This window comes from Streptomyces sp. NPDC047028, assembly GCF_040644095.1.
Lineage (GTDB): Bacteria > Actinomycetota > Actinomycetes > Streptomycetales > Streptomycetaceae > Streptomyces.
Window position 1 is genome coordinate 78,617 of record NZ_JBEYVS010000028.1, and the last position, 25,426, is coordinate 104,042.

21 protein-coding genes and 1 tRNA gene are annotated in these 25,426 nt (G+C 71.4%); 9 read left to right on the plus strand and 13 right to left on the minus strand.

The features are described from left to right. Positions 1-108 precede the first annotated feature (108 nt). The 4 genes from ABZ854_RS24300 to ABZ854_RS24315 all read right to left on the minus strand — a co-directional run bounded on the left by ABZ854_RS24300 (position 109) and on the right by ABZ854_RS24315 (position 4,602). Complete coding sequence (locus ABZ854_RS24300; RefSeq protein ID WP_361214336.1) at positions 109-942, minus strand: S-methyl-5'-thioadenosine phosphorylase; 834 nt, start codon at positions 940-942, stop codon at positions 109-111. Positions 943-1,096: 154 nt separating this feature from the next. Next, positions 1,097-1,435 carry an FmdB family zinc ribbon protein gene (locus tag ABZ854_RS24305; RefSeq protein WP_361214337.1) on the minus strand — a complete coding sequence of 113 codons (339 nt, stop codon included), beginning with the start codon at positions 1,433-1,435 and terminating at the stop codon, positions 1,097-1,099. 67 nt (positions 1,436-1,502) lie between these two features. Beyond that, complete coding sequence (locus tag ABZ854_RS24310) at positions 1,503-2,798, minus strand: MFS transporter (RefSeq protein WP_361214339.1); 1,296 nt, start codon at positions 2,796-2,798, stop codon at positions 1,503-1,505. 307 nt (positions 2,799-3,105) lie between these two features. Then, the gene (locus ABZ854_RS24315) at positions 3,106-4,602 is read right to left on the minus strand and encodes a potassium/proton antiporter (protein WP_361214403.1); all 1,497 of its coding nucleotides are present in this window, start codon (positions 4,600-4,602) and stop codon (positions 3,106-3,108) included. 246 nt (positions 4,603-4,848) lie between these two features. Here ABZ854_RS24315 and ABZ854_RS24320 point away from each other — a divergent pair, with 246 nt between their 5' ends. Continuing rightward, the gene (locus ABZ854_RS24320; RefSeq protein ID WP_361214341.1) at positions 4,849-7,635 is read left to right on the plus strand and encodes a penicillin acylase family protein; all 2,787 of its coding nucleotides are present in this window, start codon (positions 4,849-4,851) and stop codon (positions 7,633-7,635) included. A gap of 76 nt (positions 7,636-7,711) precedes the next feature. Here the strand turns inward: ABZ854_RS24320 and ABZ854_RS24325 are convergent, their stop codons facing one another. Next, entirely contained in the window at positions 7,712-8,329 is a 618-nt protein-coding gene (locus ABZ854_RS24325) for a 5-formyltetrahydrofolate cyclo-ligase (protein ID WP_361214342.1), read from the minus strand. Positions 8,330-8,423: 94 nt separating this feature from the next. Between ABZ854_RS24325 and galU the strand changes: the two genes are divergently transcribed. From galU to ABZ854_RS24360, 7 genes are all read left to right on the plus strand, one after another. Then, the gene (gene galU / locus ABZ854_RS24330; RefSeq protein WP_361214344.1) at positions 8,424-9,329 is read left to right on the plus strand and encodes a UTP--glucose-1-phosphate uridylyltransferase GalU; all 906 of its coding nucleotides are present in this window, start codon (positions 8,424-8,426) and stop codon (positions 9,327-9,329) included. A gap of 4 nt (positions 9,330-9,333) precedes the next feature. Beyond that, positions 9,334-10,656, plus strand: a complete 1,323-nt coding sequence (gene glp / locus ABZ854_RS24335) for a gephyrin-like molybdotransferase Glp (protein WP_361214346.1) — start codon at positions 9,334-9,336, stop codon at positions 10,654-10,656. A gap of 87 nt (positions 10,657-10,743) precedes the next feature. Next, a complete protein-coding gene (gene moaC / locus ABZ854_RS24340; RefSeq protein ID WP_129308591.1) occupies positions 10,744-11,256 on the plus strand; it encodes a cyclic pyranopterin monophosphate synthase MoaC in 513 nt (170 codons plus the stop codon). After that, positions 11,253-11,780: a MogA/MoaB family molybdenum cofactor biosynthesis protein gene (locus ABZ854_RS24345; RefSeq protein ID WP_361214348.1), complete on the plus strand. Its 528-nt coding sequence runs from the start codon at positions 11,253-11,255 to the stop codon at positions 11,778-11,780. The genes moaC and ABZ854_RS24345 overlap by 4 nt, the downstream gene beginning before the upstream one ends. Positions 11,781-11,800: 20 nt before the next feature. After that, positions 11,801-12,445, plus strand: coding sequence for a GNAT family protein (locus ABZ854_RS24350; protein ID WP_361214350.1), 645 nt, complete (start codon positions 11,801-11,803; stop codon positions 12,443-12,445). A 190-nt stretch (positions 12,446-12,635) separates the two neighbouring features. Beyond that, entirely contained in the window at positions 12,636-13,958 is a 1,323-nt protein-coding gene (glpR, locus tag ABZ854_RS24355; RefSeq protein WP_361214352.1) for a gephyrin-like molybdotransferase receptor GlpR, read from the plus strand. 93 nt (positions 13,959-14,051) lie between these two features. Beyond that, a tRNA-Ala gene (locus ABZ854_RS24360) sits at positions 14,052-14,125 on the plus strand. A 72-nt stretch (positions 14,126-14,197) separates the two neighbouring features. On the opposite strand, the gene ABZ854_RS24365 is transcribed toward ABZ854_RS24360, so the two are convergent. The 5 genes from ABZ854_RS24365 to ABZ854_RS24385 all read right to left on the minus strand — a co-directional run bounded on the left by ABZ854_RS24365 (position 14,198) and on the right by ABZ854_RS24385 (position 19,985). Further along, positions 14,198-14,860 carry a tyrosine-type recombinase/integrase gene (locus ABZ854_RS24365; RefSeq protein ID WP_361214354.1) on the minus strand — a complete coding sequence of 221 codons (663 nt, stop codon included), beginning with the start codon at positions 14,858-14,860 and terminating at the stop codon, positions 14,198-14,200. Positions 14,861-15,942: 1,082 nt separating this feature from the next. Beyond that, positions 15,943-17,244 carry an MFS transporter gene (locus ABZ854_RS24370; RefSeq protein ID WP_361214356.1) on the minus strand — a complete coding sequence of 434 codons (1,302 nt, stop codon included), beginning with the start codon at positions 17,242-17,244 and terminating at the stop codon, positions 15,943-15,945. Continuing rightward, positions 17,241-17,780: a winged helix-turn-helix domain-containing protein gene (locus ABZ854_RS24375; protein WP_361214358.1), complete on the minus strand. Its 540-nt coding sequence runs from the start codon at positions 17,778-17,780 to the stop codon at positions 17,241-17,243. Before ABZ854_RS24375 ends, ABZ854_RS24370 begins: the two co-directional genes overlap by 4 nt. 122 nt (positions 17,781-17,902) lie before the next feature. Continuing rightward, positions 17,903-19,276, minus strand: a complete 1,374-nt coding sequence (locus tag ABZ854_RS24380; protein ID WP_361214360.1) for an alpha/beta hydrolase — start codon at positions 19,274-19,276, stop codon at positions 17,903-17,905. 253 nt (positions 19,277-19,529) lie between these two features. Continuing rightward, a complete protein-coding gene (locus ABZ854_RS24385; protein ID WP_361214361.1) occupies positions 19,530-19,985 on the minus strand; it encodes a carboxymuconolactone decarboxylase family protein in 456 nt (151 codons plus the stop codon). Positions 19,986-20,242: 257 nt separating this feature from the next. Here ABZ854_RS24385 and ABZ854_RS24390 point away from each other — a divergent pair, with 257 nt between their 5' ends. Then, positions 20,243-21,124 carry a helix-turn-helix transcriptional regulator gene (locus ABZ854_RS24390; protein ID WP_361214362.1) on the plus strand — a complete coding sequence of 294 codons (882 nt, stop codon included), beginning with the start codon at positions 20,243-20,245 and terminating at the stop codon, positions 21,122-21,124. A 105-nt stretch (positions 21,125-21,229) separates the two neighbouring features. On the opposite strand, the gene ABZ854_RS24395 is transcribed toward ABZ854_RS24390, so the two are convergent. The 3 genes from ABZ854_RS24395 to ABZ854_RS24405 form a co-directional block, all read right to left on the minus strand. After that, positions 21,230-22,777, minus strand: a complete 1,548-nt coding sequence (locus ABZ854_RS24395) for an MFS transporter (protein ID WP_361214364.1) — start codon at positions 22,775-22,777, stop codon at positions 21,230-21,232. 232 nt (positions 22,778-23,009) lie between these two features. After that, entirely contained in the window at positions 23,010-23,612 is a 603-nt protein-coding gene (locus ABZ854_RS24400; protein ID WP_361214366.1) for a hypothetical protein, read from the minus strand. Between the two features lie 123 nt (positions 23,613-23,735). Next, a complete protein-coding gene (locus ABZ854_RS24405) occupies positions 23,736-25,340 on the minus strand; it encodes an MFS transporter (protein ID WP_361214368.1) in 1,605 nt (534 codons plus the stop codon). Between the last annotated feature and the right edge of the window lie 86 nt (positions 25,341-25,426).

Genomic DNA, 25,426 nt, shown 5'->3' on the forward strand with positions numbered 1-25,426 from the left:
ACGATGACGCCTCGCGCCGAAGTCCGTCGGAGCCCGTGGACTACCGACGGGTTGTGGACAACTCGCTCACTCGAACGTGGAGTTCCGCCCTCGCAACGCCCAACACCCTCAGGGCAGCTCGAACCCCGGATCCATCCCGCCGAGCGAGTCCACGCACAGGCAGTCCCGCGCCGCCGTCGCCGGCAGGGCCGCCACCGCGTCGAAGAGAACACCCCGCAGCCGGTCCACGTTGGCGGCGAAGACGCGCAGCACCTCCTCGTGGGAGACGCCCTCGCCGGTCTCGGCGCCCGCGTCGAGGTCGGTCACCAGGGTCAGCGAGGTGTAGCAGAGCTGCAGCTCACGGGCGAGGGCCGCTTCCGGGTGGCCGGTCATGCCCACCACCGACCAGCCCTGCGCCTGGTGCCACAGCGATTCGGCGCGGGTCGAGAAGCGCGGCCCCTCGACGACGACCAGGGTGCCGCCGTCCACCGCCTCCCAGTCCCGGCCCCGGGCCGCCTTCAGCGCGGCGGCGCGGCCGTTCGGGCAGTACGGGTCGGCCATGGACACGTGCACCACGTTCGGCAGGCCGCCGTCCGGCAGCGGCAGTCCGTCGAAGTAGGTCTGCTCGCGGGACTTCGTACGGTCGACCATCTGGTCCGGCACCAGCAGCGTGCCCGGCCCGTACTCGGCGCGCAGGCCGCCCACGGCGCACGGGCCGAGGACCTGGCGGACGCCGACGGAGCGCAGCGCCCACAGGTTGGCGCGGTAGTTGATGCGATGCGGCGGCAGATGGTGGCCGCGGCCGTGCCGGGGCAAGAAGGCGACCCGCCGGCCGGCGATCTCGCCGAAAAAGAGGGAGTCGCTGGGCGGCCCGTAGGGGGTGTCCACCCGGACCTCGGTCACGTCGTCGAGGAACGAGTAGAAACCCGAGCCGCCGATTACGCCGATCTCTGCGTTCGCCATGACAAGCACATTAGACGAGCGTGCGAGCCCGCGAGACGCCCCTGCGGGGACGCGGAAGACCGGCGGCGGGGGAGCCGGAGCCGGTGCCGGACAACGCCGAAGACCCTGCCGTCGTACGGCGGCAGGGTCCCCGGAAGAGGTCTCAGTCGGCCTCTCAGGCGGCCGAGCTGCTCGCGGAACCCGTCGAGGAGGAGGACGACGAGGACGTCGACGAGGAAGACGCCGAAGAGGAGGACGACGAGGCCGACGACGACTTCGCGTCGGACGACGAGCTCGACGCGGACGGCTTCGACGCCGGGCTGCTGCTCGACGAGGAGCCGCGGGAATCGTTGCGGTAGAAGCCGGAGCCCTTGAAGACGATGCCGACCGCGGAGAACACCTTCTTCAGGCGTCCCTGGCAGCTGGGGCACTCGGTCAGGGCGTCGTCGGTGAACTTCTGCACCGCCTCGAGGCCCTCGCCGCACGCGGTGCACTGGTACTGGTAGGTCGGCACTGTCTTCCTCCTGGCACTCTCACTCAATGAGTGCTAACGACGGTCCATAGTGACGCATTCCCGGGGATCAGTCCACTGTCACCGGCACGCGGTGACCGACGCCACGTGCGACGGTACGGTTCCGCGCGCGGGGCGCGAGCCGTGAGCGCAGCGCCAGCAGGGTCGCCAGCGCCAGGACCGTGCCGCCCATCGGCACCAGGAACCCGGCGCCGCCCCACAGCCGGTCCTCCAGCTGGCCGGCGACGGTGACGGCGGCGGCCTGGCCCAGCGCGACGGCGCCGGTCAGCCAGGTGAACGCCTCGGTGCGGGCGCCGGCCGGGACCAGGCTCTCGACCAGGGTGTAGCCGGTGATCAGCGCCGGGGCGATGCACATGCCGACCAGCAGGCCGAGCCCCGCCAGCAGCAGCGCGGAGTGCGCCGTCCACAGGGCGGACGCGGTGAGCGCGAGCGCGACGTAGCCGATCACCAGACGTCGCTGCGGGGCGACCTTCCAGGCGATGGCTCCGCAGGCGATGCCGGACAGCATGTTGCCGGCGGCGAAGGTGCCGTACAGGACGCCGTTCAGGCCGGGCTCGCCGATCGACTCGGTGAACGCCGCCAGGGCGACCTGCATGCCGCCGAAGACCGAGCCGATGCCCAGGAAGGTCACGGCCAGCACGCGCACGCCCGGTACGCGCAGTGCGGAGACGTGCTCCACGCGCGCGTGGCCGGCCGGGGGCGTCACCGACGGCTGCGTGCCCTTCTGGGCGGCGAACAGCAGGCCGCCGACGAGCGTCAGCCCGGCCTCGGTGACCAGACCGGCGGCCGGGGTGACGGAGGTGCACAGGGCGGTGGCCAGTAGCGGGCCGAAGACGAAGGTCAGCTCGTCGGTGACGGACTCGAACGCGGCGGCGGTCGTCATCAGCGGCGAGTTCCGCAGCTTCACACCCCAGCGGGCCCGCACCATGGGGCTGATCTGGGGCACCGAGGCGCCGGTCGGGACGGCCGCGACGAACAGCGCCCACAGGGGGGCGTGCGCGAGGGCGAGCGCCGTCAGCGACAGCCCGGACAGGGTGTGCACGAGGACGCCGGGGAGCAGGACGGCGCGCTGCCCGTAGCGGTCGGCGAGACGGCCGCTGTACGGCGCGAACAGGGCCATGGCCACGCCGGTGACGGCCGCGGCGGCACCGGCGGCGCCGTACGAGCCGGTGGTGTGCTGGACGAGCAGCACGATGGAGATGGTGAGCATCGCGAACGGCTGGCGTGCCGCGAAGCCGGGGAGCAGGAACGTCCAGGCGCCGCGGGTGCGCAGCAGCCGGCCGTATCCCGGTCGGGGCGGAGCGGGCGAGTTCGCCGCCTGCTCGCTGGTGACCGTGGACGCCACGGCCCGTGCCTTTCTTCGGCCTGGTAGCGCGCCCGTCGTGGGGGCGCCGAAAGCTGTCCTCTCGCGCGGAACTGCGGTAGATACCGGAGCCTCTGCGATAAGGGTGTCCCGGCCGCCATACGGTCGCGCCAGCTCTGCGTCAGGCGGAGTTGGTTCGATCAGTGTGCCTTTATCCTACAGGGATCAAAGGCTTGTGCGCCTGTGAAAGCGAGCACGTCAGGGCCGTACGCCTGGGATTGAACGACCCATAGCGACCCATGGGGGCGCAATTGGGGCCTATTTCAACCGGAATGAACCCCCGCTGCCGCTAGCGCGTCCCGTTCGTGCCCAGCCAGCCCGCCAGCTTGCCGCCGTGGGCGACCGCGCGCAGCCGGCGTTCCGCCGCGTCGCGGACCGGGTCGGTGGCGACCACGAGGAGTTCGTCCCCGTGCCGCAGCACGGTCGACGGCAACGGAACGAACGATTCTCCTCCGCGGACGACGAGGGTGACCGCGGAGCCGGCGGGCAGCCGCAGCTCGGCCACCTCGACGCCGTGCATCCGCGAGCCCTCGGGGACGGAGATGGACAGCAGGTGCCCACTGAGCCGCTCCAGGGGCGCCGACTCGATGCCGAGGTCGGCCGCCTCGCCCTTCTCGCCGAGCCGCAGGGTCCGCGCCAGCCAGGGCAGGGTCGGCCCCTGGAGCAGGGTGTAGACGACGACGAGGACGAAGACGATGTTGAAGATGCGGTGGCTGCCCACGACGCCGTTCACCATCGGGATCGTCGCCAGGATGATGGGCACCGCGCCCCGCAGTCCCGCCCAGGACATCAGCGCCTGCTCCGCCCACGGCACCCGGAACGGCGCGAGGCTGAACACCACGCTCAGCGGGCGGGCCACCATCGTGAGCACCAGCCCGGTCACCAGGGCGGGCCAGACGTCGTCGCCCAGTTCGTGCGGGGTGACCAGCAGGCCGAGCAGGACGAACATGCCGATCTGGGCGATCCAGCCCAGCCCCTCGGCGAAGCCGCGCGTGGCCGGCCAGTGCGGGAGCTTGGCGTTGCCGAGCATCACCGAGGCCAGGTAGACGGCCAGGAAGCCGCTGCCGTGCGCGAGGGAGCCGGCCGCGTAGGCGGTGACGGCGATCGCCATGACGGCGATCGGGTAGAGACCGGAGGCCGGCAGGGCCACGTGCTTCAGTCCCCAGGAGCCGAACCAGCCCACCGCGAGGCCGATCGCGGCGCCGATGGCCAGCTCCAGGGCTATCTCGCCCAGCAGGACGTACCAGTGGTCGACCGGGCCCGCCGTGGAGAAGGCGACGACGAGGATGACCACCGGGGCGTCGTTGAAGCCGGACTCCGCCTCCAGCGTGCCCGTCACGCGCGCGGGGAGGGGGATCTTGCGCAGCACCGAGAACACCGCAGCCGCGTCCGTGGAGGACACCACGGCCCCGATGATGAGGGCCTGCCGCCACTCCAGCCCCACCAGCAGATGCGCGCCCGCCGCCGTGACCCCGACGCTCACCGCGACGCCCGCCGTGGCGAGCACGGAGGCGGACGGCAGCACCGGCCGGATCTCTTTCCACTTGGTGCCCAGACCGCCCTCGGCGAGGATCACGACCAGGGCCGCGTATCCCATGACCTGGGTCAGTTCGGCGTTGTCGAAGTGGATGTCCCCCACGCCGTCCTGGCCCATGAGGATGCCGATGCCCAGGTAGACGAGCAGGCTGGGGAGCCCGCTGCGGGACGAGAGCCGTACGGCCGCCACGGCGACGAGCAGGACGATCGAGCCGACGAGCAGAAGCTGGTTGAGGTGGTGAACAGTCAGCGGCGCTTCCTCCCCTGAGTACTTTCACGGCAGTGCTTGCGCGGTCCCGGTACTTGCTTGCGCGGTCCCGTTACTTCGTTACCTTACCTAACTCTTGACGCTTTCTTGACGCTCGGCCCGGGCAAGATCGAACGTCCGTGCGTGCTTGTTCCCGACTCCGCGTCAAGTGGCACGGAGCCCTGCGCCTATGGTTGCTCCAGCACTCCAGTACCGCCTGCCGCTCGCGTTAGGACAGCAAGGACAGCGATGCCCCCCAACACCACCGCCACAACGGGTGACAAGCCCGGCAAGTCCGGCAGGAAGAAGGGGCGAAAAGCCCGACTCGTCGTGCTGGTGCTCGTCCTGGCCATCATCGGCGGCATCGCCTACGGGGCGTACTGGTCGATCAGCACCGTCCGCGCCTCCTTCCCGCAGACCACGGGAACCATCACGCTCGACGGCCTGTCAGGCCCGGTCGACGTGAAGCGGGACGGCTACGGCATCCCGCAGATCTACGCCTCCTCGCCCCAGGACCTGTTCATGGCGCAGGGGTACGTCCAGGCGCAGGACAGGTTCTACGAGATGGACGTGCGCCGCCACATGACCTCCGGGCGCCTGTCTGAGATGTTCGGCAAGAGCCAGGTCAAGAACGACGAGTTCCTGCGGACCCTCGGCTGGGACCGGGTGGCGAAGAAGGAGTACGACACCAAGCTGTCGGCCTCCACCAAGAAGTACCTCCAGGCGTACGCCAAGGGAGTCAACGCCTACCTGCACGGCAGGAGCGGCAAGGACATCTCCCTGGAGTACGCGGCCCTCGGGTTCACCAACGACTACAAACCCGCCCAGTGGACGCCGGTCGACTCGGTCTCCTGGCTCAAGGCCATGGCCTGGGACCTGCGGGGCAACATGCAGGACGAGATCGACCGCGCCCTCATGACCAGCCGTCTCGGCCCGCAGCAGATCGCCGACCTGTACCCGGAGTACCCGTACAGCCGGAACAAGCCGATCGTGCGCGAGGGCCAGTACGACACGCTGACCAAGAGCTTCCAGCAGGGCGGCTCGCAGAGCGGCTCCCAGGTCGCGACGGGCACGACCGGCGCGAACGGCACGACGAACGGCACGGGGACCGGCTCCGGCACGGGCGGCTCGGCCCTCACGTCGCAGCTGACCAGCCTCTACAAGGTCCTCGACAACGTCCCGACCGCCGTCGGCGTCAACGGCCACGGTATCGGCTCGAACTCCTGGGTCGTCGCCGGCAAGTACACGATCACCGGCAAGCCCCTGCTCGCCAACGACCCGCATCTGTCCCCGTCGCTGCCCTCCGTCTGGTACCAGATGGGCCTGCACTGCCGCACGGTCTCCGGCGCGTGCCCGTACGACGTCACCGGCTACACCTTCGCCGGCATGCCCGGCGTGGTCATCGGCCACAACGCCGACATCGCCTGGGGCATGACCAACTCCGGGGTCGACGTCACCGACCTCTACCTGGAGAAGCTCACCGGCGACGGCTACCTGTACGACGGCAAGGTGCGCCCGTTCACCAACCGCGAGGAGACCATCGAGGTCGCCGGCGGCAAGGCCAAGAAGATCGTCGTACGCCAGACCGCCGACGGGATGCCCCTGCTGTCCGACCGCGACGACGAACTCGTCGAGGTCGGCAAGAAGGCGAGCGTCGCGGCCGCCGCCCCCGACCGCGGTGACGGCTACGGCATCGCCCTGCGCTGGACCGCCCTCGACGCCGGCACCACCATGGACGCCGTCTTCGCGATGGACCGGGCGAAGGACTGGAAGGACTTCCGAGCCGCCGCCGCCCTGTTCGACGTGCCCTCGCAGAACCTGGTGTACGCGGACAAGAAGAACATCGGCTACACCCTGCCGGGCAAGATCCCCACGCGCTCCGCGTCGGACGACGGCTCCATCCCGGCGCCGGGCTGGGACAAGAAGTACCGCTGGACCGGCTTCATCAACGAGGACGAACTGCCGTACGAGTTCAACCCGAAGCAGGGGTACATCGTCACCGCCAACCAGGCCGTGATCGACAAGGACAAGTACCCGTACACCCTCACCACCGACTGGGGCTACGGCACCCGCAGCCAGCGCATCACCGACCTGATCGAGTCCAAGATCAAGGACGGCGGCAGGATCTCCCCCGACGACATGCGGCAGATGCAACTGGACGACAGCAGTGAGATCGCCAGGATGCTGACGCCCTACCTGCTGAAGATCGACCTGAAGGACCCCGACGTCCGCCAGGCGCAGAAGCTCCTGGAGGGCTGGGACTACACCCAGACCTCCGACTCCGCGGCCGCCGCCTACTTCAACGCCGTCTGGCGCAACATCCTCAAGCTCGCCTTCGGCAACAAGCTGCCCAAGGAGCTGCGGGTCAAGGGCCAGTGCCTGTGGGTCGACAAGATCGACAGCACCGGGCCGCTGGACGACGACACCAAGGTGCGCGAGTGCGGCGAGCGCGACGCCGACCAGGCCCAGCCCGACGGCGGCGACCGCTGGTTCGAGGTGGTCCGCAACCTGCTGGACAAGCCGGACAGCGACTGGTGGAAGACCCCCGCCTCGCGTGCCAACGCCCGCCCCGGCGCCGTCAACCGCGACCAGCTGTTCGCCCGCGCCATGATCGACGCCCGCTGGGAGCTGACCGCCAAGCTCGGCAAGGACATCGACACCTGGAGCTGGGGACGGCTGCACCGGCTGTTCCTGAAGAACCAGACCCTCGGCACCGAGGGCCCCGGAATCCTGCAGTACGTCCTCAACCGCGGTCCCTGGAAGCTCGGCGGCGGCGAGGCCGCGGTCGACGCGACCGGCTGGAACGCGGCCGGCGGCTACGGCGTGGAATGGGTGCCGTCGATGCGGATGGTCGTCAACATGGCCGACCTCGACAAGTCGAAGTGGATCAACCTGACCGGCGCCTCCGGGCACGCGTACAGCGCCCACTACACCGACCAGACCGACAAATGGGTCAAGGGTGAACTACTGCCCTGGTCGTTCTCGACGAAGGCGGTCGACGACAGCACGAGCGACACGCTGGTCCTCAAGCCCTGAGGCCCGGCCCAGCCCGGCACACGGCCCTCCACGCGCGCGTGGGGGGCCGTTCGTCCGCCCTACGGGATGCAGGGCGTCACGCGCGGAAGCGGCGCACACCCGACGGCGTCACCACGGCGTGCACGGGGCGGTCGTGCGCCTCGGCCGGCACCCGGTCGACGACCTCCGTGTCGTAGAGCAGCACCACCAGGGCCGGATGCGCGCCCGCGCGGTCCAGGCGGGCCAGGACACGGTCGTACGACCCTCCGCCGCGGCCCAGCCGCATCCCGCGCCCGTCCACCGCGAGACCGGGCAGCAGCACGCAGTCCGCGGATATCACGGCGTCCGGGCCGAGACGCTCGCCCGACGGCTCGAACAACGCCATTTTCCCGCCATGTTGGACCCGGGCCAGGGAGTCCGGACCGCTGTACTCGCCCCAGTCCAGGTCGTTGTCCGGCAGCAGCGCGGGCAGCAGCACCCGCACGTCCCGCGCGCGCAGCGCGTCCAGCAGCGCGCGCGTGGGGGGTTCGCTCCCCACGGAGACGTACGCCGCCACCGTGCGCGCACGCGCCAGTTCGGGCAGCTCCCGCGCGCGTTCCGCCAGCGTGCGGCCCGTCTCCGTGACGACATCCGCCGTCAACCCGTTCCTCACCGCGAGGAACTCGCGCCGCAACCTCCGCTTGTCAGGCTCGGCCGTCCGTCCGACGTTTTCCACAGGCCGTTCTCTTACCCTTCTCAATATGCTCAGATGAGGGCTCTCTCATCAGAGCCACAGATTCCCCACAAACACACCGGATAAGGTTGCGGGCATGACTCAGTCCCCCCACCCCAGGATCAGCAAGGCTGTCATTCCCGCGGCAGGCCTCGGCACCCGGTTCCTGCCCGCGACCAAGGCGACTCCCAAGGAGATGCTGCCGGTCGTGGACAAGCCGGCGATCCAGTACGTGGTCGAGGAGGCCGTGGCGGCCGGACTGGACGACGTCCTCATGGTCACGGGGCGCAACAAGCGCCCCCTGGAGGACCACTTCGACCGCAACTACGAGCTGGAGTCGGCGCTCGGTAAGAAGGGCGACGCCGCGCGGCTCGCCAAGGTGCAGGAGTCGAGCGATCTCGCCACGATGCACTACGTGCGCCAGGGCGACCCCCGGGGGCTCGGTCACGCCGTGCTGTGCGCCGCCCCGCACGTCGGGCAGGAGCCCTTCGCCGTCCTGCTGGGCGACGACCTGATCGACCCCCGGGACCCCCTGCTCCAGCGCATGATCGACGTGCAGGAGCAGCACGGCGGCAGCGTGATCGCGCTCATGGAGGTCGCCCCCGAGCAGATCCACCTCTACGGCTGTGCCGCCGTGGACGGCATGGTCGACAACGACGTCGTCAGGGTGACAGGCCTGGTCGAGAAGCCGGACGCGGCGGACGCCCCGTCGAACTACGCGGTCATCGGCCGCTATGTGCTGGACGCGGGCATCTTCGACGTGCTGCGCAAGACCGAGCCGGGCCGCGGCGGCGAGATCCAGCTCACCGACGCCCTCCAGCAGGTCGCCCAGGAGGAGAAGGCGGGCGGCCCGGTGCACGGCGTCGTCTTCAAGGGCCGGCGCTACGACACCGGGGACCGTGGCGACTATCTGCGTGCCATTGTCAGACTCGCGTGCGAACGTGAAGACCTGGGCCCGGACTTCCGTGCCTGGCTTCGCAGTTACGTAGCCGAGGAGATGTAGCACCTTGAGCAGCACCGCGACCCGTTCCGCCGGCCAGGACCACCTGTGGTCGGTGGACGAGCACCTGGAGGACATCCTCAGCACCGTCCGCCCCCTCGACCCGATCGAGCTGCAGCTGCTCGACGCCCAGGGCTGCGTCCTGGTCGAGGACGTCACGGTGCCGCTCTCCCTGCCGCCGTTCGACAACAGCTCCATGGACGGCTACGCGGTGCGGGTCACGGACGTCGCGGGCGCGAGCGAGGAGTACCCGGCCGTTCTGGAGGTCGTCGGGGACGTCGCGGCGGGCGCCGCCGACCTCGTCCGGGTCGGCCCCGGCCAGGCCGCCCGGATCATGACCGGCGCCCCGCTGCCCCCGGGTGCCGAGGCCGTCGTACCCGTCGAGTGGACCGACGGCGGGCTCGGCGAGGGGCCGGTCAGCGGGATGCGGGCGCGCAGCCTGTCACCCGAGGGTGCCGAGGGACAGGTGCGGGTGCACCGCCCCGCGGAGGCACGCGCGCACGTGCGGACCAAGGGCAGCGACGTCAAGGCCGGTGCTCTCGCGCTGGAGGCCGGGACGGTCCTCGGCCCGCCGCAGATCGCGCTGCTCGCCGCGATCGGCCGCGGCACGGTGCGGGTGCGCCCGCGCCCGCGCGTGGTCGTCATGTCCACCGGCAGCGAGCTCGTCCAGCCCGGCGAGTCGCTGGCCACCGGGCAGATCTACGACTCCAACAGCTTCGCCCTGACCGCCGCCGCCCGGGACGCGGGAGCCATCGCCTACCGGGTGGGTGCCGTCGCCGACGACGCCGACACCCTGCGGTCCACCATCGAGGACCAGCTCGTCCGTGCCGACCTGATGGTGACCACCGGAGGCGTGAGCGTCGGGGCGTACGACGTCGTCAAGGAGGCGCTGTCCCACGTCGGGGACGAGGACGAGCCGGGCGCGGGCGTGGAGTTCCGCAAGCTCGCCATGCAGCCCGGAAAGCCGCAGGGCTTCGGCTCCGTCGGCCCCGAGCACACCCCGCTGCTGGCGCTGCCCGGCAACCCGGTGTCGTCGTACGTGTCCTTCGAGCTGTTCGTCCGGCCCGCGATCCGCACCCTGATGGGCCTGCCGGACGTGCACCGGCCGACGACCCGGGCGACGCTCGCCGGGGACAAGGCCCTGACCTCGCCGAAGGGCCGCAGACAGTTCCTGCGGGGCAGCTTCGCCGACGGTGCGGTGACCCCGGTCGGCGGTGCCGGCTCCCATCTGATCGCGGCCCTCGCGCAGGCCGACGCGCTGATCGTCGTACCCGAGGACACCGAGTCGGTGGAGCCCGGCGCCGAGGTCGGGGTGGTCCTGCTCGGCTGAGCGGCCCGGCTTGGCGGTACCGTGTCGCGCACAGAGCAGGTCCGTGCACCGCACCGCGACGGGCCAGGACCGGGAGCGCCACACAGCATGACTGAGCCTTCCCGGGGGGAGACCCCCGGAGCCCCTGCGCAGGACCGACTGACGCACATCGACGACGCGGGCGCGGCCCGCATGGTCGACGTGTCCGGCAAGGACGTCACCGCGCGCACCGCCCGCGCGAGCGGCCGGGTCCTCGTCTCGCCCCGCGTGGTCGAGCTGCTGCGCGGTGAGGGGATGCCCAAGGGCGACGCCCTGGCCACCGCGCGCATCGCGGGCATCATGGGGGCCAAGCGGACACCGGACCTGATCCCGCTGTGCCACCCGTTGTCGGTGTCCGGTGTGAAACTGGACCTGTCGGTCGCGGACGACGCCGTGGAGATCCGGGCCACCGTGAAGACGACGGACCGTACGGGCGTCGAGATGGAGGCCCTCACCGCGGTGAGCGTTGCCGCGCTCACCGTGATCGACATGGTCAAGGCGGTCGACAAGGGAGCGGTCATCACGGACGTACGGGTGGAGGAGAAGACGGGCGGCAAGTCGGGCGACTGGAGCCGGGCATGACACAGGACGCGTCGGCCGGGGGCACGGCCCGCCGCGCCCTGGTGGTCACTGCCTCCAACCGGGCCGCCGCCGGGGTCTACGAGGACCGCGGCGGCCCGCTGATCGCCGACGCCCTGAAGCGTTTCGGTTTCGCCGTGGACGGTCCACAGGTCGTGCCCGACGGCGACCCCGTGGAGGCCGCCCTGCGCGCGGCCGTGGCGGCGGGCTACGACGTGGTCGTCACCACCGGCGGCACGGGCATCTCGCCCACCGACCGGACCCCTGAGGCCACCCGCGCGGTCCTGGACTGCCAGGTGCCGGGCATCGCGGAGGCGATCCGCGCGTACGGCCGCGACAAGGTACCGACCGCCGCGCTCTCCCGGGGTTTGGCCGGGGTGGCCGGCGGCACGCTGATCGTCAACCTGCCCGGGTCCACCGGCGGGGTCCGCGACGGCCTCGCCGTCCTGGAGCCGCTGCTGGTCCACGCCGTCGAGCAGATCCGCGGCGGCGACCACCCCGGGCCCGGCACCGGGGGTGCGAGCTGAACACCCCCTCCTGGCCGGTCGTGCTGGCGGACGCGGGAGTCGTCCTCCGGCCGATAAGGCTGCGCGACCAGCGGGTCTGGCGCGAGGTGAACCGGCGCAACCGGGACTGGCTGCGCCCCTGGGAGGCGACGATCCCGCCGCCCACGCCGAGCGGGCCGATCGCGCACCGGCCGACCTACCGCCAGATGGTCCGCCACCTGCGCTCGGAGGCCAACTCCGGCCGGATGCTCCCCTTCGTCATCGAGTACGAGGGGCGGCTGGTCGGCCAGTTGACGGTCGCCGGGATCACCTGGGGGTCGATGTGCTCCGGGCACGTCGGCTACTGGGTGGACGAGTCGGTGGCCGGGCGCGGGGTGATGCCGACGGCCGTCGCGCTCGCCGTGGACCACTGTTTCCGTTCCGTCGGGCTGCACCGCATCGAGGTCTGCATTCGCCCCGAGAACCGGCCGAGCCGCCGGGTGGTGGAGAAACTCGGATTCCGCGAGGAGGGGCTGCGGCCGCGTTATCTGCACATCGACGGGGCCTGGCGCGACCACATGGTCTTCGCGCTCACCGCGGAAGAGGTGCCGGACGGTTTGCTCACCCGCTGGCAGCGGGCACGCTCCGAGAGGGCCGCGCGGCACACGAGCGGCGGGGCGCCGGGCAATCCCGAGCACCTCAAGTGACCCCGCTCTCGAATTGAATATGTGTTCGAAATTGATCGCCTGGTGACCATCTCTTGGCATTGAATTCGCGGGTTCGGGCAGTCCGCTGATCGCATCGGTCGCAAAAAAAGTTCGAAATATCAGCCAGATCGTGCGACACACCGGCTCAATTGGCAGATGGCCTCACGCAAACCCCTCTACCGTGTGAGACGTGAGCAGCAGCGGCCTCATCTACGCAGTCATCGTCGGGGCCTGGGCCGCCTACTTGGTGCCGATGTGGCTCCGTAGGCAGGACGAGCTGAACGAGGCCCGTCCGACGGAACGCTTCAGCACCGCCATCCGGCTGCTGTCCGGACGGGCGGGTATGGAGCGCCGGTACGCCAAGGACCTGCGGACGCGCTCCGCCCAGGAGGGGGAGCCGGATTCCGGCGAACCGGGCGCGGTCACCGACTCGGTGGACGTCCGGGCCTTCGCCATGCGCCCGGCCCGCCGTCAGGTACGGGCGGACGCGGACCTGCCTCCGGCCCGCCGTCAGGCGCGGACGGACACGGATCTGCCTCCGGCTCGCCGTCAGGCGCGGGCGGACACCGACCCCAAGGCGTCCGCGCGCCCGGAGCCGGCCCACGACGAGGCCGGCGCCCCGGCGCCGACGACCCCTCAAGCCCCGTCCCTCCCGGCGCAGCAGCGCGGGCCGGCCCCGCAGCGCGCGCCCTCGGCGCAGGCGGCGGCAGCGCGCGCCCGGCGCTCGAAGGTGCTCGCGCGCCGTCGGCGTACCACCGTGCTGCTCTTCCTCGGCTTCACGATCGGCGCGGTCGTCGCCGCCGTCGGCGGACTCGCCTTCCTCTGGGCGCCCGGCGTCCCCGCCGTCATGCTCAGCGCGTACATCGTCTACCTGCGCTCCCAGGAGCGCCGCCGCTTCGCCTACCAGATGGACCGCCGCCGCGCCGAGATCGCGGCCCAGCGGCTGCGCGAGCGCCAGCCGCGCCGGCGCACGGCCGCGGCCGTGGCCGTCGAGGCGGAACTCGGCGCCGACGAACCGGACGAGGGCCCAGCCACCGAGACCCACCACACCGGCACAGGCATGTCCGCGCTCGCCGCCGACCGCCGCGCCCTCGTCGAGCAGACCGACCACGCCGAGTGGGTCGACCAGCAGCGCGAGCGGCAGCGCCGGCCCGGCCACGGCGACAGCTGGGACCCGGTACCGGTGCCGCTGCCGACGTACGTGACCGCGCCGGTCGCCCCGCGCGCCACCTCCGACGTCGACCTCGGTGCGCCCGGCACCTGGAGCTCGGCCCGCTCCAGCGCGGTCATCCCGGAGCAGGACGCGGCGGCGCCGCCCGCGGCCGAGCAGCCGGCCGCCTCCGCCGCCGAGGACCGCCCGGCGGACGGCCTCCCGCACGCCCGCACCCGCCCCCGCGGCGGCGCCTCCTCCGCGTCCCCGGCCGCCTCGGCCCGCCGCTCGCGCGAGCGCGGCCGTACCCCCCTCTTCGACCAGTACGAGGACGGCGACCGCCCCCGCGCCGCCAACGAGTGACCCCGGTCACGGGCCCCGCATCCCGCCCCTGACCAGTCCGCCAACGGATTTCCGAGCACTGTCCCCGGGATGCTAGAGTTTCACTCGTTGCAAGGGCCTGTGGCGCAGTCCGGTAGCGCACCTCGTTCGCATCGAGGGGGCCAGGGGTTCAAATCCCCTCAGGTCCACGCAGCTCAAAGCCCCGGTAGGGATCTCCCGACCGGGGCTTTGACGTGTCGTACAGCAGCGAAGTACAGCAACTACTTCGGATCTTGCTTCCCCAGGCGCTTGCCCAGCTTGCGCAGTGCCCGGCGGGTGGCTTCCAACGGCACGTGCGTGTACGCCTCCATGGTCATCGCGATCTTGCTGTGCCGGAGGATCTGCATGGGGACGCGGGGATGCGTGTCCAAGGCCGCGAGCAGCGAGCCGCACGTGTGACGGGTGTCGTGCGACCGGATTCGGCGGACGCCGGCACGGGCGGAACGGTCCATGAACCGGCGGTTGAAGTTGCGCGGTTCGAACGGAGTGCCGCAACGCGTGGTGAACACGAAGCCGTTGGCCGTCCACACCTCACCGGCCGCCTGCCGAGAGAGCTCCTGTTCTTTGCGCCGCAGTCGCAGGGCCGCTGCGCAGATCTCGGGAAGCGGCAGCGTGGCCGTCGACGCCTCAGTCTTGGTCACGTCATGGACCAAGCGCCGGTTGATCCGCTGTAGCTGCGTCTGCACCGTGATCTCGCCGGCGCCCAGGTTGACAGGGCCGCGACGCTCTTGGAGATCAGCTCCTCCGTCATCGCGTTGGTGAGCGCCGACCGCAGAACAGCGCGCGCGTCTTGCACCGTGCGGGGTGTCGACCCAGACGTACGCGGCGAAGCCGTTCTTGTACGGGTAGATCGATCCCTCGCCGTCGCCACGCTTCCCGGTCACGCCGACACCGCCTCAGCCTGGGAGGCCACGTGCTGCACGTACTCGTCCACCCAAGCAGGCAGCGCCAGTCTCGAGGACCGCTCAGAAACGACGTATCACCGGTGTGCTCCACGACGTTGCCCAGGCAGAATCAACAAGGCGATTGCCACGGTGGCTACACCTACCGCTGTCAACAAGATGACCAGGGAAAACTCGCCGGTCTGACTAGCGCCGTCGCCAGCAGCCACTCCTCCGCTTGGCGTCCGGGTAGGTCCTGTCGAGCTCATGGACGGTGAAGCTGGATTCGTGTATTGCCAGTGCGGTCGTCCTGACTCGATGTTGCATGTGATCGACCGGCCGGAAGCATCGGTAGTGGTCTTGCCGAGGTCGCTCTGACGACAGAACTCGCCTGCGCTATAACAATTGCCCTCGTTAGACAGGATGCTGCACGTCGCTTCTTCCACCAGTCCCAGAATGCCGGGCCGGGCACCTGCCGGCGGAGCAAGCGGCTTTATGGCCCGAGTAACAGCCGGGGCAGCAGCCAGTGGGGTGGCGGTAGCAGTTCCCCCACAGCCTACAAGCGCGAGTGCCGCAAGGAACCCAGCGATGTATACGGCCAAGCGGCGACGGTTCATATCTCGGAATATAGGACGAACGTGATCAATCGGCAGCCCCGCTTGACCCGTTTGCCTTCCGTTCACCCGGACGCAGCCCCTACGACCGGCGGTCACTGCCTGACACCAACAGCCGCGCACCAAGCTGATCGGCGCCACTCTTTACGGCACGCGGTCTCGGAGCCGGGACGCATCTGTCGACGTCGAACTGAGCCCGTGAAGGACCTGGCAAGAATGAGGCCACACCGCAATGCCTCGGTACTGGGGAGTGCGGTACCGCAGAGAAGTACAGCAACCTTGCCGACCGACCGCCGGCAGTCGTCTCAAACCGTTGACGGCCGAGTGACCAGGCCGGATGACCTCAGCGACCTCCCCGCCCGTAGCTCGCATCGAGGGGGCCAGGGGTTCAAATCCGCTCAGGTCCACGCACATGAGATCCCGTCCGATCGCAAGATCGGGCGGGATCTTCGTATGTGTCGGCGACCGTCGCTACACGATGGCCGCACTCTCCCGGGCCGGTTCCTCGGGTTCCTCGGGTGCCGGGTGGTCCGGGGTGCCGGTCGCGGAGGCGGTGCGCAGGGCCGCTTCGACCCGGCGGTTGTTGGTCATGGATGCCGTGACGGCGGTCATCGCGAGGAGGAGGCCGGCGGCGGCGTAGAGCGGTGTGCGGATGTCGTAGCCGGTGGCCAGCCAGCCGCCGACGAAGGCCCCGAGGGGGGCGGCGCACATGGCCAGCATGCGGGAGGTGGAGGCGACCCGGCCCATGAGGCGGGGCGGGACGACGGCCTGCCGGAGGGAGGGGCCGAGCACCATCGTGGCGCCCATGGCGGCTCCGCAGACGGCGAGCGCCAGCCCGGCCGCGTACGGGTTCGGGGCAGCGGCAAGGCCCAGGATGGCGAGCCCCTCGACGGCGGCTGTGCAGGTCAGTGCCGTGCCGGTGCCGAGTCGTCGGCCGAGCCGGGAGGCGATGCCCGCGCCGAGCAGGCCGCCGGTGGCCTCCGCCGTGAGGAGCAGGCCGAAGCCGTAGGTGTCGATGCCGAGGCGGTCGTGCGCGAACAGGGCGAGGACGGTCTCCACCGCGAGGAACGCGATGTTCCCGACCGCCGGGCGGAGCGCGAGCCCGAGCAGCAGCCGGTCCCGGAAGACGTACGAGGCCCCGGCGCGCGCCTGCCGGAGCAGCGACTCCCGGGCCTCCGGCACGGGCCGGGGGGTGGCGGGAAGCGAGCGTACGAGCAGTGCGGAGAGCAGGAACGACACCGCGTCGGTGAGCAGCGGCACCGACCGTCCGAGTGCGAGCAGCGCACTGCCCGCGGGCGGCCCCGCGAAGCCGGACATGGCGGTCTGGGTGCCGCGCAGGCGGGAGTTGGCCCGCTCCAGGAGCGCGGGGTCGCGGCCGAGCAGTTCCGGCAGGTAGGCCGTGGCGGCCGTGTCGAAGAAGAGTCCACCGAGGCCGAGCAGGAAGGCGACGGCCGCGAGCAGCGGGATGCTCAAGCCGTCGAGCGCCGCGGCCGCCGCCGGTATCGCGAGCAGCACCGCACGCGCCGCGTCCATCACCCACATCGTGCGCCGGCGGTCCCAGCGGTCCACCAGGGCGCCGCCGAGCACGCCGAAGAGCAGCCACGGCAGCGTCCCGGCGGCCGTGACGACGGCGAGTGCCATGGGATCCCGCGTCAGGGTCAGCGCGAGCAGCGGCAGCGCGGCGTGCGACACCCCGTCACCGAGTGAGGACACCGTCTGCGCCGTCCACAGCCGTCCGAACCCGGCCGGCAACTTGCTGATGCTGGAGGTCACTTGGCGCCCTCCTCGGTCCGCCCCCGCGATGCCGGGTGGAACAGCGCGAAGACGAGTTTCGTGTCCGGCAGGGACGGATCGGACAGCTTCCGGTATTCGTCCGCCAGCGCGTGCAGCCGGGCTCCCAGCTCCGCGAACTGCTCGTCGGTGAGCCGCAGATGCGCCATGCGCACCTGCCGCTCGCCGTCCACGGGTGACTCCTCCAGGTCCGCCACCGCGTGCCGCATGAGCACATCCGGGCCGCCCTCGCCCGGATCCGGCAGCACGATGGACCGCGCGGCCATCGCGTAGTACCGCTCGGTGACACCCCGCACCTTCCGCGTCCGTACGACCTTCACCAGGCCGGCCCGCTCCAGCAGCCGCACGTGGTAGCTGGAACTCCCCTTCGCGAGGCCCACGCGCTCGGCGATCTGCGTGATCGTCGCCGGTTCGAAGCGGAGCACGGCCATGATCCGGTGGCGCGTCAGATTGGAGACGGCGCGCAGCTGTTCGTCCGTCGTGACGTGAAACGTCTCGGGCAGCTCATCGGTAGGCATGCGAGTAATGGTCAACGATCCTTGACCATTGGGCAAGGGGATTCGCACGACTCGCGCGACCGACACGTCGAGGCCCCCACCGGGCCGGTCGGCCGGGCGGGGACCTCGCCGGTGGTGGGGTGTCAGGGGTTGATCGTGCCCAGGAAGCGGGTCGCCGAGGTCAGGAACGTGTTCTTCTGCGGGGTGGCGAAGAGGATGTCCAGGTGGGTCATCGACTCGTCCGTGGTGACGTCCACGCGGGGGATGCGGGTGTCGGACGCCAGGTCGCGGGCGGCCTGGCCGGCCGTGCCGTGGGTGAGGTCGGACTGGAAGACGTAGAGGGGGATGTCGATGTCCTTGGTGTGGAACAGGCGCAGGCCCTGGGCGCGGGCCACCGCGTCGTCGGTGAAGGCGGCGCCGGCGAAGTAGTCGAGGGCCAGGCGGTTGGGGGAGTACCACTCCCAGGCCGCGAGCTGCGGGTCGGCGAAGGCGCGGGCGACGGAGGCGAGCGGGGTCTTGCCGTCGTCGACCCAGTCGCCCTGGTCGTCGAGGTGGCCGGAGTGCACGGAGTAGCCGGGCAGCGGGGCGTGCTGGTCCACCATCCAGCCGAGCAGCCCGGCGTTGGTGACGGGCCGGTCGGGGCGGTGGGCGGCGGGCACCTTGTCGGCGAGGACGGACGGGCCGTGCGGGTCCTGCAAGGCCCACTTGGCGGCCAGCTGGTACCACAGGGCGGCGCCCTCGGGGGAGTCGCCGAAGCCGGTGTAGACGCTGGTGGCGTTGTCGAAGACGGCGCCGTCGGTGATCTGCTGCCGCCAGGTGTCCTCCTGGTCCTTGGTGAGGCTGAAGTCGATGCCTGCGCCGCTGAGCGCGTTGCGCACGCCGCCGTCGATGACCATCAGGCCGGACAGGTCCCGGTAGCCGGGGGTGCCGTCGAAGTCCCATGCTGCGTAGTCGAGTACGGCGGTGGCGCCCAGCGAGTGGCCGCCCAGGATCACCTTGCGGCGGCCGTCGTCGGAGGCCCGCTTCACCACCCGGCGGACGTCGTTCAGCTCGGTCGCCAGGCCCCAGTCGGCCTCGTACGAGGCGGTGGCGGAGGTCTGGGCGCGGTAGCGGCCGGAGAGGTAGTAGTCGGTCGCGGAGGCCGCGTCGCCCTTGAAGCCGCCGAGGTCGGCCAGGCCCTGCTCGCGCCGGTCGATCACCCACACCTGGAGGCCGGGCACGGTGCGGGACAGGTGCTCGGCGTCCTGGCGCAGGCCGCCCGCCGCCTCGCCCCGGCCGGGGATCAGCACCAGGACCCGGCCGGCGTCGGCGGGGCCGACCTCCAGCACGTGCAGTTCCTTGGTGCTCTTGGGGCCGGGGGCGGGGCTGGCGGGGACGGTGACGACCTTCTCGTGCCAGCGGCCGTGCGGGGCGGCGTGCGGGGTGGCCGAGGCGGTCTGGGCCGACAGGGCGACCAGGAGGGAGGCGGCAGCCGTCACGGTGGCGGTGCGCAGACGGGAGGTGCGCTGGGCGGACATGGTTCCTCGTTCCGTTCCGGGGTGGGCGGGATGGGCAGGGCGGGGTGGGGGTGACGGGAGTGTTCCCGGTGACGGCTGTGCCGCCTCCTGCTCCGTGGCTTGATCCTGTCAGTTATCAGAGGTCTTATGCAAGAGGTCTGATACAACTGAGGGTATGGATTCCGCACGGAGAGCACAGTCGTCCCCGAGTGGGACCGGAGCCCCCCACGGCCCCGTCACCCCTGTCCCCCGGACCCGCCGCCCGGCGGCCCCGCTAGGCCGCCTTCACCGGGTCCAGGCCCAGCCGGTCGAAGACCTGCTTCGCCACCGCCAGCGCGGCGTTCGCGCGCGGGTGCCCGACGATCAGGCTGAGGTGGAACAGCGTCTCCACGATCTCCCGCGGCGAGGTCCCGAGCGACAGCGCGGCCTCCAGGTGCCGCTCCAGCTGCCCGTCCAGACCGCCCAGCGAGGTCAGCGCGATGACGTTCACGACCTCGCGGCGCCGCTGGTCGATCGCCTCACGGCCGTACACGTCACCGAAGCAGGCCTCCACCAGGTACCGCGAGTAGTCGGGGCTGAGGGTGTCGAGGTAGGCCACCGTCTGCTCGGTCGCCTCGGCGCCGTAGGCGTTGGTGAGGAGTTCGATGCCGCGGTCGTAGCGGCCGGTGCCGGACTGGGGGGCCTGCGTGGCCTGGGCGGTCGCGGTCGTCTCGGTCGTCTGCGTGGTCATGGGGTCGTCCTCCTGGGTGCGGTGACGCGTGCGTCGGGCAAGGGCAAGGGGAAGCAAGCTGCGGTGGAGCCTGCGGACGGTCTCGCCGTACGGCCGTCCGGTGGTGGCTGCGAGACCAAGCCTGCCCGGAGGGCAAGGGGTTCAGGGAGTACCCCGGTCTGCCTGGGAACCCCTCGCCCGGTCATGGCGGACCTGGTTCTCGCAGGCCCCCCTTCAGCCATGTCGGACCGGGTGGGAGTCGACTCATGATGAACTTCATGGACCGAGGCCGAGAACTCTCCGAATTCCTGCGCACCCGGCGCGAACGCCTGCAGCCGGAGGACGTCGGGCTGCCCCGCACCGGCCGGCGCCGCGCCGCCGGGCTGCGCCGCTCGGAGGTGGCCCAGCTCTCCGGCGTGAGCGTCGACTACTACGTGCGCATCGAGCAGGGCAGGGGCCGCAACCCCTCCCCGGAGGTGCTCACCGCGATCGGCAGGGCGCTCCGCCTCGACGAGCACGAACTGCGCCACCTGCTCACCCTGGCCGACGCCCCGGTCCCCGCCCCGCGCGGGCGGCAGCGGACCGCGGAACGGGTACGGCCCGGTGTGCAGCGGCTGCTGGAGGCGCTGTCGCAGACGACGCCCGCGCTGGTGCTGGGCCACCGGATGGACGTCCTCGCCTTCAACCCCCTGGCCGCCGCCCTGCTCAAGGACGTCGGCGCTCTCGTGCCCGGCCGGCGGAACATGCTGCGGACCGTCTTCCTCGATCCGCGCTCGCGCACGTTCTACCGGGAGTGGGACCGCATCGCCCGTGAGTCCATCGCCCGGCTGCGGGTGATCTGCGGCGCCTACCCCGACGATCCGCAACTCGCCGCCCTGGTCGGAGAACTCGCCGTGAAGAGCGAGGAGTTCCGGCTGTTGTGGTCGCGCTACGACGTGAGCGGCAAGCTGTTCGGCCGCAAGGAGTTCCAGCACTCGGACGTCGGCCCGCTCACCCTCGACTTCGAGGCGCTCACCCTCCCCGACGGCGCCGACCAGCAACTGGTCACGTACACGGCGGAGCCGGGCAGCGACTCGGCCCAGGGGCTGCGGCTGCTCGCCGTGGTCGCCGCCGAGCTGGTGGTGGACGTCCGCGAGGAGCGGGAGGTGGCGGGCGGCTGAGGGCGGTGTCCGGTACGACGAGACCGGCGCCGGTGGACCTTGGGAGTCCACCGGCGCCGGTCTCGTCGTACGGCGTCGTACGGCGTCGTCGTGCGCGTCGTCCGCTCAGACGGTGACCTCCTCCTTCTCGCTCACCGCCGGCTGCTCGGCCACGGCGACCGTGGGCTGCGTGCGCGGGCGGAGCAGGCGGGCGATCGGGGCGGCGCTGAGCAGGCAGATGCCGCTGAGCACCCACAGGGTCAGGTGCAGGGCGCCGGTGTAGCCGCCGGCGAGGAAGGAGGTGAAGGCGTCGCGGTCCGCGCGCGGGGCGAGGGACAGCGCGCCGGACAGGTCGCCACCGACCAGCTTGTCGGCGAGGCTGCCGCTGTCCGCCGTGGTGAAGCGGTCGGCGCCGGAGGAGAGCCGGTTGCCGGTGGAGGTGACCAGGAAGGCGCTCATGATGACGATCGCCAGGGTCTCCCCGGAAAGCCGCATGGTGTTGAACATGCCCGCGGCCATGCCGGCCCGCTCCGGCTCCACCGACGACACGGCGGCCGCGTCGAGCAGTCCGGCGGAGACGCCCATGCCGCTGCCGATGAGCAGCAGCGGGCCCGCGAGGACGGCGGTGGAGACGCCCGGGTGGATCACGGTGAGCCACGCGGTGCCGCCCGCCATCAGCAGCAGGCTCAGGCCGAGCAGCACCCGGGCCGGGATCCGCTGGGCCAGGTGGCCGGCGACGGCGGGGAGCAGCAGCACCGGCAGGGTGAGCGCCATCATCGTCACGCCGACGCGGGTGGTGCTGTAGCCGCCGGCGGTGACGAACCAGGAGGGCAGCAGCACCAGCAGGCTGACGAAGCCGAACGCGAGCACGACCGGCATCAGGCAGACGGCGACGAAGGAGCGGTTGCGGAACAGGGTGAGGTCGAACATCGGGTCCCGGCGGCGGCGCTCCACGACGGCGAACGCGGCCAGCAGGACGACGCTGCCGACGATCATCGCGGGTACGACGCCGCCGCTCAGCCAGCCGGTCTGCGGGGCCTCGACCAGGGCGAAGGTGAGCAGGAACAGGGCGCCGGTGAAGGTGAGGGTGCCGGGCCAGTCGACGCGGCCGCCCGCGGGTGCGTGGTGCTCGCCCGGCATCAGCGGGATGGCGAGCATCGCGACGGCGGTCACCGCGAGGTGGGACAGGAACACGCCGCGCCAGCCGAAGCCGCTGACCAGGAGGCCGGCTGTGGAGGGGCCGAGGGCGAGGCCGGCGCCGAAGGCCGAGCCGAGGATGCCGAACGCCCGGCCGAGGGCGGGGCCTTCGAAGACGGTGGCCAGCATGGCGCTGCCGGAGGTGAGGACGGCGGCGGCGCCGACGCCGGCCAGTGCGCGGGCGGCGTCGAGCAGGTAGATGTTCCCGGAGAGTGCGCTGATCAGGGAGCAGAGGGCGAACAGGGCGGTGCCGAAGGTGAACATGCGGCGGCGGCCGAAGCGGTCGGCGAGGGAGCCGGTGGCGAGCATGAACGCGCCGAAGGTGAGGTTGTAGGCGTTGACGACCCACTGCAGGGTGGCGAGGGAGGGGGTGAGGGCGTGGCCTATGCCGGGGAGGGCTACGGAGGAGCCGGTGAGGGAGGCGGGGAGGATGCCTCCGGCCAGGCAGACTGAGGTGAGGATCAGTCCCTTGCGCATGTGGTTACTCCTTGTTCAAGTTTGGGTTCGCCCAAGGGGGGTGGGCTTCTCGGGATGCGCGGGTGCGGGTGCGTGGTGGTTGCTCGCGCAGTTCCCCGCGCTCCTTGAGGGGCGCTGCCCCGTCGGCGCGGTGTGCGCCTGCGGGGGTGTTGTGGTTTCTCGCGCCCGCGCGGCGGAGCCGCATGGCGACACAGCCCCGTGCCCCTGAAGGGCGCGTTGAACGCGGTCGGTGTCAGTCCGTTTCCGGGAGGGCTACTGACCAGGCGAACGGGTCCGGCTCGGTGAGGGGTTCGGGGGTGGGCGGTGTCGGCTGTTCCGGGAAGGCGTGGTTGACCAGGGCTGTCAGGGCCGCGGGGGAGCAGCCGCCGGGGCCGGTTTGGCGTACGAAGCGGACCTGGGCGTCGTAGGGGGCCGGTTCGTCCAGCAGGAGCGGGGGGCGCAGGGGGGCCGGGGTGCGGGCGATGACGAGGTCGGAGTCGTCGAAGAAGCGGAGGCCGCGGGCGCGCAGGTCCTCGGGGAGCCAGTCGAGTTGGGGGATTCGCAGTTCGCCTATGCCGCCGGTGCCCTCGGAGAACGTGGCCAGGGAGCGCAGCTCGGGCGGGGCCTGGGACATCTCCTCCTGGGTGACGGTGACGCCGGCCTCGCGTTCGCCGAGCACGATCAGGACGGGGTCGCCGCGGTCGAACCGGGCGGTGATCTCCCTCAGTTCCTCGGGGCTGGGCCACAGCCCCGTCGGCGTCCACTGGGTCAGGCTCTGCCACTGCCACTTCAGGCGGGGCGCGCCCTCGAAGACGACGAGCGCGTTGCCGACGGCAAGGGTGGTGGACTGCTGCATGGCGCTTGCCTTTCTGTCGCTGCTGGTGTGCGGGCCTGTGCTTGTACGTGCCGTCCATGCCCGCAGGGCCCACGGGGGGAGCGTGGGCCCTGCGGGGTGGGGCGCCCCGGGGGAGGGGGCGGGTCAGACGAGTTCCTTGTCCTTCGCCGGGACCTCGGCGGCGTCCTGGGCGGAGGTGACCACGGCGGAGGCGGTGGCCGGCTTCTTCTCCCGCAGGAGGGCGAAGATGCCCACCGCGCCCACCGCGCAGACCGCGGCCAGCAGCCACAGTGCGGAGTGCAGGGCGCTGGTGTAGCCGCCGGAGGCGAAGGTCTCGAAGGCACCGCGGGCGCCGGAGCCGACCTTGCCGGCCTCGCTCGGCAGCGTGCCCTGGACCAGGGTGTTGGCGAGGGAGGACGCGGAGCCGTCGTAGGCGCCGGAGAACCGGCCGATGCCGCCGGAGACCTCGTTCTGGGTGAAGGAGACCAGCAGCGAGCCCATCGCGGCGATGGCGACGACCTCACCGGCCAGGCGCATGGTGTTGAACATGCCCGCGGCCATGCCGGCCCGCTCCGCCTCGACGGTGGAGACGGCCGCGCCGTCCAGGATGCCCAGCGAGATGCCGAAGCCGACGCCGATGGTGATCAGCGGGCCGGCGAGCAGCGCCATGGAGGCGTGCGGCGCGATGACCGTCAGCCAGGCCGCGCCGATGGCGGTGACCAGCAGGGACAGGGTCATCAGGGCGCGGTTGGACAGGTACTTGGTGAGGGTGCCGGCGATCATCGGCAGGAACAGGGTGGGCACGGTCAGGAAGAGCAGGATCAGACCGGCCGTGGAGGCGGACACGCCGTCCACCGACATGAAGTACGACGGCAGGAACATCAGCACGGCGGTGAAGCCGAAGGCGAGGACCACCGGGACGAGCGAGACGGACACGAAGCGCGGGTTGGCGAACAGCGAGATGTCGAACATCGGGCGGGCCTGGCGCTTCTCGACCACCGCGAAGGCGGCCAGCAGGACGGCGCAGCCGATCAGCGAGCCGATGATGACCGGGTTGCCCCAGCCCCACTGCGGGCCCTGCACCAGCGCGAGGATGAACAGGAACAGGCTCGCGGTGAAGGTGAGCGTGCCGGGCCAGTCCACCTTGCCGGCCTCGCCGGCCTTGGACTCCTTGATGTGACGTACGAGGAAGAGGAGTACGGCGGTGCCGACGGCCGCGTGGCTGAGGAACATGCCGCGCCAGCCGAGGGTGTTGACCTCGAAGCCGGAGAGCACCGGGCCGAAGGAGATGCCCACGCCGAAGGCCGTGCCGAGGACGGCGAACGCCTTGGCCCTGGCCTGGCCCTGGAAGGTCTGGGCGAGGATCGCGGAGCCCGCGGTGAGCACGCCCGCCGCGCCGACGCCGGCCACTGCCCGCAGGATGTCGAGGACCAGGACGTTGGGGGAGAAGGCCGCGAGCAGCGCGGTCAGCGTGAAGATGATGAGGCCGCCGCGGAACATCCGCTTGCGGCCGAAGAGGTCGGCGAGCGAGCCGGCCGCCAGCATCAGGCTGGCGAAGGTGAGGTCGTAGCCGTTGACGACCCACTGGGCGGCGGGCAGCGAGCTGCCGAGGTCGTCGCTGATGCCGGGAAGCGCCACGGAGGCGCCGGTGAGGGAGATGGGGAGCAGGGCGCCGGCGAAGACAACGGCGGCGAGAACGGCTCCCGTACGGGTGCGGGGTGTGCGCTCCGTGGAGGCGCGAGTGGACATGGGAAGGCACTCCTTCGTAGCTCTGCGAGAGGGATCTGTCGATCTCGTCCAGCCGAGGCCGGTGCGATGAGTCTGGCATGTATCAG